Raw genomic sequence first — 12423 nt, forward strand, 5'->3', positions numbered from 1 at the left:
CGGGCGGCAGCGCGTCGGGCGGCAGCGGAGAGCCGCCGGTGCGGCGGCGCCTCCGCCTGCCCGGGCTGCCCCGGCTGCCCCGGCCCGGCACCCGGCGGCTGCTGGCCGCCCAGTCCGTGCTGCTGACCCTGCTCACCGCGCTCGCCACCGGCCTGCTCTACGACGCGTACCGGGAGGTGCACCGCCGGCCGCCGCTGGTGCGGGACCGGACCGCGCCCGCCGTTCTGGAGGTGGCCGCGGTCCGTGCCGCGCTGGTGAACGCCCACCTGGAGGCGGGCCGGACGCTGGCGTCCGGGGTCAGCGAGGTGATCGGCCCCGGCCAGGAGTACCGGGCGCAGATCGCCTCCGCCACCCAGAGCCTGTCCCGGGTGGCCGAGCTGCAGGTCGCCGGCGCGGACGGGGAGCAGTGGCTGAGCACCATCAACGCCCAGCTTCTCGCCTACAACGAACGGATCACCGAGGCGGCGGACCACTCGGGCGCGCTCAGCAGGGCGCACTTCCTCAGCGCCGATTCCCTGCTGCACCGCGACGCCACCGGCATCCTCGACCGGCTGGAGGAGTTGCAGCAGCGGCAGCAGGAGGTGCTGGTGGCGGAGACGACCTTCACCGGGACACGCCGGGAACTGTGGCAGCCGGCGGGGGTGGCCGTGGCCGCGCTGGCACTGGCCCTGGCGGTGGTCCAGTGGCAGCTCGCCCGGCGGTTCCCGCAGCGGTTCAATCCCGCGCTGCTGGCGGCGAGCGCCCTGCTGCTGGCCGCCTGGGCCGCGGTGCCCCGGGCGGACGCCACCCGGGAGCGGCTGGACGACGCCCGGGCCGGGCTGCAGAGCGTCATCCGGGAACAGCAACTCCTGGTCGCCGGGGTGGCACCGACGGGCCAGAGTCTCGTGTTCGTCCCCTCCGGGGAGGGCCCGCCGCAGCAGCCGCAGCAGGGAGCCGGGCGGGCCGAGGACGGCAACGAAGCCGGAGCCGGAGCCGGGGCCGGGGCCGGGGAGCGGATCGACGAGCGGATCGACGAGGGGATCGCCAGGGTGCGGACCCTCATGACGGAGGTGACCGACGACGTGGACACCGCGATGGACGCGACCGATCCGGGTTCGCGTGCCGTCGTCGCCATCCCGGCCGGCGGCGGGCTGGTGACCGTTCTGGTCCTGGCGGGCCTGCAACGCCACCTCGCGCAGTACCGGATCCGCCGGTGACCGCGGCCCGCCGGACCCGCGCCCGGCTGCGTGCGGCCCTGGCCGGAGGTCTGCTGGCGCTGACGGGCGCGGCCGGATGCACGCAGGGCGTCCTTCCCTCGGCGCCCGAGCCGCTCACCCTGGTCGGCCCGTGGACCGGCGAGGAGGAAGAGGACTTCAAGGAAGTGCTGGCCGAGTTCACCGAGGAGCACGGCATCGAGGTCATCTACGAGGGCACCAACGCCACCCAGGAACTGGTGCTGTCGAGCATCCAGACCGGCGATCCGCCGGATGTCGCCATCCAGTCCGGGCTGGGCGAGCTGGCCGACTACCACCGTCGCGGCCTGCTGAAGAGGCTGCCGGACGGGATCGTGCAGGAGGGCGACTACGACCCGGTCTGGCTGCCCCGGCCGCGCGGCGTGACCGCTCACTACTGGGTTCCGGTGAAGGCCGACCTGAAGAGCATCGTCTGGCACGACCGGAAGAATCCGCCCGGGGACCCCGCACAGCCGCCGGACGTCTCCCGCTGGTGCATCGGCATGCTCTCCGACGCCACCTCGGGCTGGCCCGGCAGCGACTGGATCGAGGACATCCTGCTCCAGCAGGCGGGCCCGGACGTCTACGACGACTGGGCGACCCGCCTCCTGGACTGGGACGACCCCCGGATGGTGGAAGCCTGGGAGACCTGGGGCCGCTTCATGCGCGGCCAGGACGGCGCGGACGGCACGGGAGGCACGGCAGGCACGGCAGGCGCGGGCAGCGCCGCCGAGCGGGCGCTGCACACCGATCACCGGGGCCCGGACGGAAAGGGAGGGCTGCTGTTCGACGAGGGGTTCCCCTGCGAGCTGGAGCACCAGGGCAGCTTCCTGCCCAGCCTCTACGACGACGACCGCGTGCGGGCCCGGCTCGCCTTCACCCCCTCCGCCACCCCGTCGTCGTCACTGCTGCCGGGCGCGGCGCCGCGGGGCAACTACCGCCAGGTCGCCGCGGACTTCGCGGTGATGCTGCGGGACAGCCCCGAGGCGCGGCTGCTGCTGACCCATCTGGTCGGGCAGGAGACCCAGCGCAAGCGCGCCCAGGACCTCACCCCGCCGGGCTACTCCGCGCACAACGGGGTGACCGCGGAGATGTACCCGGAGGGCGACGAGGTGAGCCGGGGCATCGTCACCGAGATGCGCCGGGCGGACCGGCTCTGCCTGGACGCCTCGGACGTGATGCCGCCGACCATCCGGCGGGCCTTCCACGACGCGGTGCTCCACCTTCTTGCCGATCCCGGCCAGGACCTGGACACGCTGCTGAAGGAGATCCAGCGTGCCCAGGAGGCGCTGCCGGAGGACACTCCCGCCTTCGAGAGCGTGTGCAGCTGACGGCCCGGCGCCCGGTCCGGCCCGGCGCCCGGTCCGAGCCGGGCCCGGTCCGGCGGGGCCCGGTCCGGCGGGGCGGCGGACGCATGGTGTGCGCCCGCCGTCCCGCCGAGGCCGGCCCGGTCAGTCCGCCGTGTCGCAGGCGGCGCCGTTGAGGGTGAACGCGGCCGGGGCCGAGGCGTCTCCGGTGTGGCGGGCGAGGAAGCCCATGGAGACCGAGGCGCCCGGCGCGATGGTGGCGTTGTACGGGGCGTTCGTCGCCGTCACCGCGGTGCCGTTCTGGGTGAGGACGGCGTTCCAGCCGGAGACGACCTCCTGCCCGGCCGGCAGGGTGAACTCCAGCTCCCAGGGGCTGACGGGTTCGGTGCCGGTGTTGGTGATGGTGACGCCGGCGGTCAGCCCGGTGCCCCAGGCGTTGACCGTGTAGCCGACCTCGCAGTCACCGCCGACCGGCTCCTCCGGCCCGTCGAAGGTCATCCGGTGCAGTCCGCCGGGCAGGTCGTTGACGAGGTAGAACTCCCCCTCGACGGTGGCGCCGAAGGCCGTGATCTGGGTGGGTGTCTCACCGATCTCGGCCACCTGGTAGCCGCCGGAGCCGTCCTGGCGGATGGCGTAGACCACGGACGAGCAGTAGTCGGTGGCGATGTAGGTGCCGCCGACCAGGCCGGCGTACTCCTCGCCCTGGTAGACCAGTCCGCCGATGACCGCGCAGCCGCCGGTGTAGGGCGAGTAGGTGTAGATGGGCTCGGTGTACTCCTCGCCGTCCACGCAGTGCGTCTCGTCGAAGACCTCCAGGCCCTCGTAGCAGGACCAGCCCAGGTTGGCGCCGCCCTGCCCGGCCGGCAGGTGGTTGAACTCCTCCCACCGTCCCTGGCCGACGTCGCCGATCCACAGCGAGCCGTCCGCCGGGTCGAAGGAGAACCGCCACGGGTTGCGCAGCCCGTAGAGCCAGATCTCCCCGCGGGCACCGGGGGTGCCGACGAAGGGGTTGTCCTCCGGGATGCAGTAGGCCAGTCCGCCGCAGGCGGCGCTGACGTCGATGCGCAGGATCTTGCCCAGCAGGGTGTCCAGCCGCTGCCCGCTGAGGAACGGGTCACCGGAACCGCCGCCGTCACCGATGCCCAGGTAGAGGTAGCCGTCGGGCCCGAAGGCGAGCTGTCCGCCGTTGTGGTTGTTGTATTCCGCGTGCTCCTGCTGGAGCAGCACCTCCAGACTGCTGTCGGTGAGCGTGTAGCGGGCCAGGGTGACGGCCGCGTCCGGCAGCGCGGTGTACGCCAGGTACAGCACCTGGCTCTGCGGGAAGTCGGGCGCGAGGGCGATGCCGAGCAGGCCGCGCTCGTTGCCCGTCTCGTCCACGACGTCGGTGAGGTCGATCAGCGGGGTGGTGGCCAGGCCGGTGTCCGGGTGGTAGACGCGGACGGTGCCGGGCTTCTCGGTGATGAACAGCCGGCCGGTGCCGTCGTCGGGCGCGGCGATGGCCGTGGGCCGCCGCAGGCCGGAGGCGACCTGGGTGGTGGTCGCGGTCACCTCCTCCAGCGGCACCGTGGCCTCCGCGGCAGCGGCCTCGGAGACGGCCTCGGCGGCGGTCTCGGATGCGGCCCGGGCGGCCGGCGGTGCCTCGGAGGCGGTGGCGGAGGAGGGCGCGGTCACCGCAAGCGGAAGGGCGACCGCGGCGGCGAGCAGCAGGGGGCCGCAGAGGCGGCGTCTTGACATGTCGGCTCCAGGAATGTGGGGGTAATTCCTTCGGACTGTTCCGTGCGCGCTCCCGCGGGGGACCGTAGCGAACTTCCCCGCCGTCACGAAAGGTTGCCTGCGCAACTACGTGGCGGGGAGCCGGCCGGCGTCACACCGCGGTCCGCCGGAACTGCTGGTTGGCGCCGCTGCCGCAGGGCCACTGGATCAGCGGGGCGGCATTGGCCGAGGACCACTGGTTGACGTCCAGGCACTTGCCGCTGTGCTCGGCGGCGATCCGGACATGTCCGTCGCCCGTGTCGGTCAGCCGCCAGCGCTGCTCCGCCCCGCCGGTGCAGGGCTGCTGGACCACCCGGGCCGCGTCCGCCGTGGAGGCGCCGGCCACGGCCAGGCACTGGCCGCTGTGCCGGGTCACCAGCTGCACCTGGCCGCCGCCCGCGTCCCGGGCCCAGAACCGCTGGTTGGCGCCGCCGGTGCAGGAATACTGGATCAGCGCCGCGCCCTGCGCCTGGGACTCGTCGGAAATGTCCAGGCACTTGCCGGAGTGGCGCGCGGTCAGCGTCTCGTAGCGGGCGGCCACGCCCCGGACCTCGCCGGTGGCGGTGTCGATGGTCAGCTCCGGGGTCCAGCTCATGGCGAGCGAGCGGTCACCGGGGAAGGACAGCGGCAGCCACACGTAGCGGGAGCCGTTCACATTGCTGCCGAAGGAGTTGCCCCAGCGGTCGCCGAGGTAGAGGTAGCTGGTGGTGCGGCTGCCCTGGACGGGCAGCACCCAGGCGGTCTGCGAGCCGAACGCCGTGCCGTCGCCGACGTTCTGCATGTCCGACCAGCCGCCGGACAGGCTGTAGCTGGTGGCGTACTTCTGCTGGTTGGGGCTCCAGCCGGTGGCGCCGGAGGTGAGCATGAAATAGACCCCGTTGCGCTTGAACAGCGCCGGGGCCTCCCGGTGCCCGCCCGGCCAGGGATTGGCCACCAGGCTCTGCACGCCCGTGTAGTCGGGGGTCAGCCGGTAGATGTGCAGGTCGTAGTTCTCCCGGGCGGCCGAGACCATGTAGCCGGTGCCGTCGTCGTCCACGAACACCGTGATGTCGCGGGACATGTGGCCGAGCGGGCGGAAGCTGCCCCGCCAGGCGTAGTCGCCGTCCACCGTGTCGGAGACCGCGACGGCCGCCCTGGCCTCGGAGTAGTCGCTGCCGTTCTCCTTGTGCATCCACATCACGAACTGTCCGGTGGCACGGTTGTACATCACCTTGGGCCGCTCGATGTTGGCGTTCTGCAGCTCGGCGGCGGAGGACTGGGTGAGCACGTGGTTGCGGAATTCCCAGGTGCGCAGATCGGCCGAGCGGTAGACCGAGACGTAGCGGAAGCGGTTGTTCTCCTGGCGGTTCTCGCCGAACCAGTAGTAGTAGCCGCCGACCTGGAGGATGCCGCCGCCGTGGGCGTGCACCGGGTTGCCGTTCGGATCGGTGAACTGGGTGCCGTTGAGCACGCTGACCGGGGCCGCCGACGCGGTGCCGGGGGCGCCCCACAAGGAGGCCGCCAGGCCCAGGCACAGTGCCAGCACCGGCAGCAGCAGCCGGTACCGCCACGGAACGCCCGCCGTGGTATTCGCTGACATGACCGGATCGTCTCCGTTCCTGCCCCGCCGGGTTCACCGTAGCAGCGGGCCCGGAATCGGCAATTCCCCCGGCGTGGCCGTGATCCGGCCGATTCAGCGGGCCCGGCGCAGGGACACCTTCCCGGCCTCCCGGGTGTACAGGGCGCCGCCGGTGCTCATGGACACCAGCAGCCGGTAGCGCCCGGCCGGGACGGCCCCGGCGTCGACGCCCCGCCCGCCCGGGGTGGTGAAGTAGCCGGCGTCGTAGCTGCCGAAGTCCCCGGCGGGCAGGTGCCGCCGCACCGCCCCGGGGTTCCTCACCGTCTCCAGCGGGAAGGAGAAGCAGCCCGCCCGGCCCCGGAGCACCAGGTAGTAGGCGGCATGCCCGGTCCGGTCGGCATTCCGCCCGGGGACGAAGAACACCCCCTCGGCGTGAATCCTCCGGCCGCGTTCCCGGCACCGTTTCGGGGCGAACACCGCGCCGCCGGTGTCGTTGCCGAGCACGCTGCGCCGGATGACGCGGGTGCCGCCCGGACCGCCGCGGACGATGGTCTCCGTCCCGCCGGACACCATCCGCCGGTCCACCGCCTTCCGGGCGATCAGCCGGGTGCGGCGCCCGGTGCCGTCCCCGCCGGCCGTCACCCAGACCGATACGTCGAAGGTGCCCGCCGGCAGTGCGTCGAAGGAGATGCCGTCCCCGGCGAATCCTCCGTCGGCGTAGGCGCAGAAGTAGCCGTCCCAGTATTCCCGGTAGAGCTTGGCCGCCGGGGTGGTCTCCAGCGGGAACACCCAGGTCCGCCCGTCCTTCTCCAGCACCAGCCGTTTGGTCTCCCGCGGCTCGCCCGCCGCGGGGGCGCCGGGCAGGAAGGCGTGCCCGGCCAGGCACGCCCTGCCGTCCTCGAACGCCGCCCGGTGCAGCACCGCCAGCGCGGTGTCGCTGCGGCGCAGCTCCGCCAGGTGCTCGGCCGCGGCCCGCGGATTCTCCCGGTCGGTGCCGATCTCCAGCTCTCCCAGGCGCGGCACCACCCCCTCGGTGAGGGAGTGCACGATGCTCCACACCAGCGGCATGCCCTGCCGGACGACTTCCTCGTGGCGGCGGATGGCGGGCGACCGCAGGAAGAGGAAGGTGAAGTTCTCGTACTTCCGCAGGGCGGGCAGCATCGGCCGCACTTCCTGCTCGTACTGGTAGTCGGCGGGCGAGGACAGCAGATAGACGTTCCGGTCGAAGTCGGTCTCGCGCTCCAGAAGGTCCGGCAGCACCCGGTCCATGGCGGCCACGCTGCCGGCCGGCTGGCCCGCGCCGAGCACGGACGCCCCGAGATTGCCGTGGTTGTGGGAGTAACTGCCGAGGTAGTACTGCGGCGTGGACATCACGATGTTGCGGTAGCCGTACTTCACCCCGTGGAGCAGGGCGGCCGAGCCGCCCTTGGAGTGGCCCAGCAGCGTCACCTGCTCCCGCGGGTCCAGCCCCAGCCGCTCCGCACGGCCCCGGATCACCGCCTGCACGGCCTGCTGGACCCCGAAGTCCATGTCCCGGGCCACGTAGTAGGAGGTGCCGCCGTCGAAGCGGTCGCGGATGCGCAGGATGTTGCACTGCACCTGGTCGAGCTGATTGCCGAACCCCCACTCGGTGCCCACCGAGGCGAAGACCACCAGCAGGTGCGGGTGATGCCCCCGGGCGGGCCGGAACTGGTACTCGACGGTCCATCTTCCGTGCCGCTCCACGCCTTCGCGGAAGGCCCAGGTGTTCGTGACGGCGTAATTCGGCGACAACGCCGGAAGCGACTCGCTCATGCGCACCCGCAAACTCTCGGAGCGGGAGCAGCGCCCCCGCATCCCTCGCCAGGACGCCCGTCAGCATACGGCCCGTCACCGTCCGGCGACCCACGGTCCACCGCCCCGGCCGCACGCCTCCTCGCCGGTCCCGGCGGGCGGCGGCTCCGCCGTGATCTGCGGCGGCACAGCCGCCGGCCGGCGCGCGGCAGGGCCCCGTGCCGCATGCCATGGCCCCGGCCTGCTGTGCCCGCGCCCGGCCCCGGCCCTCCCGGCATTCACGTGAAAGGAGTACACGTCCGCCTGCCCCGCGCACTCCGCCGTGCCGGTGTCGAAGCGGCGCGTTCGATGCGGGTGCCGGGGCGGGTTCCGGCCAGGGGGCGGGACGGGGGCTTCCGTGCGGGCGGCGGCATGCCCACGATGACGGCGAGACGGTCAACAGAAGCCAACGGAACCCCTCAGAGGAGCAACATCATGCACAGGACCGCACGAGCCGCCGTGACCGCCGGGGCGAGCGCGCTGCTGCTCGCCTCCGCGACCCTGCTGGCCGCTCCGGCCTCCGCCGACCCGCAGGACTGCGTCACCGGCGTCACCCACAACGGCACCTACGCCTATGCCGAATGCCCGCCCGGAGCGGGGGACTTCGAGTTCCGGGTGGTGGCGGAGGGCGCCGGTGTCTCCGGTCTGCACACCGTGCACGGGCCGTGGCGGCGCCCGGCCGGCGAGGTGGCGGTCCGTTCCGGGGCCGGGTGCCACTACGCCCCCAAGTGCGCCGTCATCGGCGTCACGATCGAGTTCCGCTGACCGCCCGCCGGCAGCGGTCGGCGAGGGCGCCGAGGGCGGCGGCGAGCTCCGGGTCGCGCTCCGGGGAGACGGAGAAGTCGGTGCCCAGGGCGCCCAGCCAGACGGCGAGCGTCCCGGCGCTGTCCGCGCCGGTGCGGACCAGGCAGGTCTCGGCGTCCACGGGTTCGACCTGCCCGGCGGAGGCGGGGAGGCGTTCGGCGACGGCCTCGGCCGGGGCGTGGACGGTGACGGTGGTGCGATGGCGCCAGGGGGCTTCGGCGATGCCCCGGGAGACGTAGGCGGCCACGTCGTCGTCGGGCAGCGGGCGGGGGGCGAACCGCGGCCCGGCCGGGATCTTCGGCTCCATGCGGTCCACGCGGAAGGTGCGCCAGCCGGCGCGCTCGGTGTCCCAGGCGATCAGGTACCAGCGGCGGCCCCAGTTGACCAGCCGGTACGGCTCCACGTCCCGGCGGCTGGCCGAGGCGTCGTGCGCCCGGTAGTCGAAGCGGAGCCGCTCGTGGTCCCGGCAGGCGGCGGCCAGGGTGGTCAGCAGGTCGGGCGGGACGGTGGGGTGCGGGCGGGCGGGGCGGACGGCGACGGTGTAGGTCTGGAGGGCGTTGAGGCGGCGGCGCAGCCGGGCGGGCAGCACCCGTTCCAGTTTGGCCAGCGCGCGCAGGGCCGACTCCTCGATGCCCGCCACCGAGCCGACGGTGGCGGTGCGCAGGCCGACCGCGACCGCCACCGCCTCCTCGTCGTCCAGCAGCAGCGGCGGCAGGGCCGTCCCCGCCTCCAGGCGGTAGCCGCCCGCCGAGCCGCGGGTGGCGTGCACCGGATAGCCGAGCCTGCGCAGCCGTTCGATGTCGTTGCGGACCGTCCGGGTCGTCACGTCGAGGCGTTGTGCCAGTTCGGGGCCGGTCCACTCGCGCGGGGTCTGCAGCAGGGAGAGCAGCCGGAGGATGCGTGCCGAGGTTTCCACCATGTCTGTCATTGTGAGGGCTCATTGAGGAACGAAACGTTCCTGATGGGCGGGGATGGTGTTCGGCATGGAGACGAACACCAAGACGGAAACGCGGCAGGACCGGCGGTGGCTGGGGCTGTTCGCGGTGCTGACGGCGATGATCCTGAACCTGCTGGACTCCACGGTGGTGAACGTGGCCGCCCCGGCGATCAGGGCGGACCTCGGCGGCTCGGAGGCGAGCCTGCAGTGGACCGCCGCGGGCTACACCCTGGCGCTGGCGGCCGGCCTGCTCACCGGCGGGCGGCTGGGCGACATGTTCGGCCGCCGCCGGATGATGCTGCTGGGCGTCGTCGGCTTTCTGCTGGCCTCCTTCGCCTGCGCGGCGGCCTTCTCGCCCGGCACGCTGATCGCCGCCCGGGTCCTTCAGGGCCTGTTCGGCGCGGTGATGATCCCGCAGGCGTTCGGCCTGATCCGCGATCTCTTCCCGCCGCGGGAGATCGGCAAGGCGTTCGGCGCGCTGGGCCCGGTGATCGGGCTGTCCACCATCCTGGGCCCGGTGGTGGCCGGGACGCTGATCGACGCCGATGTGCTGGGCACGGGCTGGCGGATGGTGTTCCTGATCAATCTGCCGCTGGGGGCCTTCGCGCTCCTGGCGGGGCGGGCGGCGCTGCCGGCTGCCCCGCCGGCGCCCGGGCAGCGGCTGGATCTGCCGGGCTCGCTGCTGGCCGGTGCCGGGATGTTCCTGCTGGTGCACCCGCTGGTGCAGGGGCACGAACTGGGCTGGCCGGTCTGGCTGGCGGCCGAGCCGGCGGTCTCGCTGGTGCTGCTGGCCGTCTTCGTGCTCCGTCAGCGGCGGCGCGGGCGGGCCGGTGAGACACCGCTGGTGGAGCTGGCGGTGTTCGCCCGGCGCTCCTACACCTCGGGGGTGCTGTTCGTGATCGTCTTCTTCGGCTCGATCGTCGGGTTCTCGCTCACCACCGGTCTGTTCCTGCAGCTGGGGCTGGCGTACAGCCCGATGCGGGCGAGCCTGGCGATGTCGGCCTGGGCGGTGGGCGCGTTCCTGGGCTCCGGTTTCGCGGCGGGGATGATGGCCCGGCTGGGCCGGCGCATCCTGCACCTGGGGCTGGCGGTGATGGCGGCCGGTCTGGGCGCGGTGCATCTGGTGCTGGGCGGGGCCGGTACCGGGGTGGACGGCTGGGATCTGGCGCTGCCGCTGCTCGGCTACGGCCTCGGCATGGGGATGATCTTCGTCCCGCTGTTCGACATCATCATGGGCGAGATCCGGGACCACGAGGTGGGCTCGGCATCCGGCCTGCTGGAGTCGCTCCAGCAGATGGGCGCCAGCCTGGGCGTGGCGGTGCTGGGCACGGTGTTCTTCTCGGTGGCGGGCGGCGGGGCGCCGGGCGTCGCGGGCTTCGTCGATGCCTCGCGGACGGTCACGCTGATCTCGCTGGCGCTCACGGTGATCGCCTTCGCCCTGGCCTTTCTGCTGCCGCGCCGGGCCCGGCAGGCCGCGGCGGTCTCCCCTCAGCCGGCCGCGAGCGGTGCCCCGGCGGAACGCGAGCCCGCCCTGGTGTGATGCCCGGTGTGGACAGCGAGCGGCGCCCCGGCCGGATGTGGCCGGGGCGCCGTGCCGTCGCGGCAGCCGCGCCGCCGTCAGGCGGCCGAGGCCAGCGCGTAGAGCGCGGCGGCCATGCCGAAGCCCATCAGGCCGATGGTGGTCTGCATGACCGTCCAGGTTTTCAGGGTGGTCTTCACGTCCATCCCGAAGAACCGGCCCACCAGCCAGAAGCCGGAGTCGTTGACATGCCCGGCGGTCACCGAACCGGCCGCCAGGGCCAGCACGACGGCGGCGAGTTCCACGGCGTTGAAGTCGCCGCCCTGCACCACCGGCTGGAGCAGCCCGGCGGCCGTGGTCAGCGCCACCGTGGCGGAGCCCTGGGCGACGCGCAGCGCGGTCGCGATCAGGTAGCCGGCCACCACCACCGGCAGGCCCAGGTCGGACAGGGTTTCGGAGAGCGCGTCGCCGATGCCGCCGGCCCGCAGCACCGCGCCGAACATGCCGCCGGCGCCGGTGATCAGGATGATGGAGGCGACCGGTCCGAGCGCCGAGTCGGTGAGCTGCTCCAGGGTGTTCCGCCCCCGGCCGCGCCGCACGCCCAGGACGTACAGCGCCACGAAAACGGTGACCAGCAGGGCGACGGGGGTGGAGCCCAGCGCGCGGGCGAGCTGGTACCAGCCCGCCTCCCCGTCGGTCCAGCCGGCCGCCCGCGCGGTGTTGAGCGCCGTGTTGGCGAAGATCATCGCCAGCGGCAGGAGCAGCAGGGCTATCACGGTGCCGGGGCGCGGCGGCTGCTCGTCGTGCTCGGCCTGCGGGCCGCCGCTGAGGATGTCGGGGACCGGCAGCCGGATGCGCTGCCCCACCCACAGGCCGTAGAGGTAGCTGGTCACGTACCAGGTGGGGACGGCCACGGCCAGGGCCAGCAGGATGACCAGGCCGACGTCGGCGCCGAGGAGTTCGGAGGCGGCCACCGGACCGGGGTGCGGCGGCACGAAGACGTGCATCACGGAGAAGGCACCGGCCGCCGGCAGCCCGTAGCGCAGCACGCCGCCGCCCAGCCGCCGGGCGACCGTGAACACGATCGGCAGCATGACCACCAGGCCGGCGTCGAAGAAGATCGGGAAGCCGAACAGCAGGGAGGCGATGCCCAGGGCGAGCGGGGCGCGCTGCTCGCCGAAGCGGCGGATCAGCGCGTCGGCCAGGGACTGGGCGCCGCCGCTGACTTCGACCAGCCGGCCGAGGATGGCGCCGAGGCCGACCAGGAGCGCCACTCCGGCGAGGGTGGCGCCGAATCCCTGGGTGAGGGTGTCCACGACCAGTGCGGACGGGATGCCGGTGGCGAAGGCGGTGAGCAGGCTGACCGCCACCAGGGCGAGCAGGGCGTGCAGCCGCAGCACGATGATCAGGAAGAGCAGCAGGGCGATGGCGCCGGCTGCGATGGCGAGGAGTGGTCCGGTGTCCAGGGTCTGGGTCCAGGCGTCGTTCGCGTCCATGGGAGAGCTCCATTGCTTCTCAGGAAC

At 73.4% G+C, this 12423-nt stretch carries 9 protein-coding genes; 4 read left to right on the top strand and 5 right to left on the bottom strand.

Features of this window, described 5'->3' with window-relative positions:
- On the top strand, positions 1–1196 hold a 1196-nt coding region (locus tag GQS09_RS15105), incomplete at its 5' end, for a hypothetical protein (RefSeq protein WP_207957856.1).
- Complete coding sequence (locus tag GQS09_RS15110) at positions 1193–2542, top strand: extracellular solute-binding protein (RefSeq protein WP_165986588.1); 1350 nt, start codon at positions 1193–1195, stop codon at positions 2540–2542. The genes GQS09_RS15105 and GQS09_RS15110, both read left to right, overlap by 4 nt.
- A 120-nt stretch (positions 2543–2662) precedes the next feature.
- Here GQS09_RS15110 and GQS09_RS15115 read toward each other — a convergent pair whose 3' ends face one another.
- From GQS09_RS15115 to GQS09_RS15125, 3 genes are all read right to left on the bottom strand, one after another.
- A complete protein-coding gene (locus GQS09_RS15115; protein WP_165986589.1) occupies positions 2663–4252 on the bottom strand; it encodes a PQQ-dependent sugar dehydrogenase in 1590 nt (529 codons plus the stop codon).
- Positions 4253–4382: 130 nt separating this feature from the next.
- Positions 4383–5849, bottom strand: coding sequence for an RICIN domain-containing protein (locus tag GQS09_RS15120; protein ID WP_165986590.1), 1467 nt, complete (start codon positions 5847–5849; stop codon positions 4383–4385).
- A 93-nt stretch (positions 5850–5942) separates the two neighbouring features.
- Positions 5943–7622 (bottom strand): hypothetical protein, encoded by a 1680-nt coding sequence (locus GQS09_RS15125; RefSeq protein ID WP_165986591.1) that lies wholly within the window; start codon positions 7620–7622, stop codon positions 5943–5945.
- A 453-nt stretch (positions 7623–8075) separates the two neighbouring features.
- Between GQS09_RS15125 and GQS09_RS15130 the strand changes: the two genes are divergently transcribed.
- Positions 8076–8405 (top strand): hypothetical protein, encoded by a 330-nt coding sequence (locus tag GQS09_RS15130; protein ID WP_165986592.1) that lies wholly within the window; start codon positions 8076–8078, stop codon positions 8403–8405.
- Here GQS09_RS15130 and GQS09_RS15135 read toward each other — a convergent pair.
- Complete coding sequence (locus GQS09_RS15135) at positions 8386–9363, bottom strand: YafY family protein (RefSeq protein ID WP_165986593.1); 978 nt, start codon at positions 9361–9363, stop codon at positions 8386–8388. The two genes, GQS09_RS15130 and GQS09_RS15135, sit on opposite strands and share 20 nt — an antisense overlap.
- Before the next feature lie 64 nt (positions 9364–9427).
- On the opposite strand from GQS09_RS15135, the gene GQS09_RS15140 reads away from it, so the two are divergent.
- Entirely contained in the window at positions 9428–10921 is a 1494-nt protein-coding gene (locus GQS09_RS15140) for an MFS transporter (protein ID WP_165986594.1), read from the top strand.
- A 77-nt stretch (positions 10922–10998) separates the two neighbouring features.
- Here the strand turns inward: GQS09_RS15140 and GQS09_RS15145 are convergent, their stop codons facing one another.
- Positions 10999–12396 carry a GntP family permease gene (locus GQS09_RS15145; RefSeq protein WP_165986595.1) on the bottom strand — a complete coding sequence of 466 codons (1398 nt, stop codon included), beginning with the start codon at positions 12394–12396 and terminating at the stop codon, positions 10999–11001.
- Between the last annotated feature and the right edge of the window lie 27 nt (positions 12397–12423).

This window comes from Streptomyces sp. YIM 98790 (assembly GCF_011421595.1).
Classification (GTDB): Bacteria; Actinomycetota; Actinomycetes; order Streptomycetales; family Streptomycetaceae; genus Streptomyces.

Excerpts from the sequence above, each read along its gene's own strand:
- GQS09_RS15115 (WP_165986589.1), bottom strand. The coding sequence starts at position 4,252 with ATGTCAAGACGCCGCCTCTGCGGCCCCCTGCTGCTCGCCGCCGCGGTC.
- GQS09_RS15120 (WP_165986590.1), bottom strand. The coding sequence starts at position 5,849 with ATGTCAGCGAATACCACGGCGGGCGTTCCGTGGCGGTACCGGCTGCTG.
- GQS09_RS15125 (WP_165986591.1), bottom strand. The coding sequence starts at position 7,622 with ATGAGCGAGTCGCTTCCGGCGTTGTCGCCGAATTACGCCGTCACGAAC.
- GQS09_RS15130 (WP_165986592.1), top strand. The coding sequence starts at position 8,076 with ATGCACAGGACCGCACGAGCCGCCGTGACCGCCGGGGCGAGCGCGCTG.
- GQS09_RS15135 (WP_165986593.1), bottom strand. The coding sequence starts at position 9,363 with ATGGTGGAAACCTCGGCACGCATCCTCCGGCTGCTCTCCCTGCTGCAG.
- GQS09_RS15140 (WP_165986594.1), top strand. The coding sequence starts at position 9,428 with ATGGAGACGAACACCAAGACGGAAACGCGGCAGGACCGGCGGTGGCTG.
- GQS09_RS15145 (WP_165986595.1), bottom strand. The coding sequence starts at position 12,396 with ATGGACGCGAACGACGCCTGGACCCAGACCCTGGACACCGGACCACTC.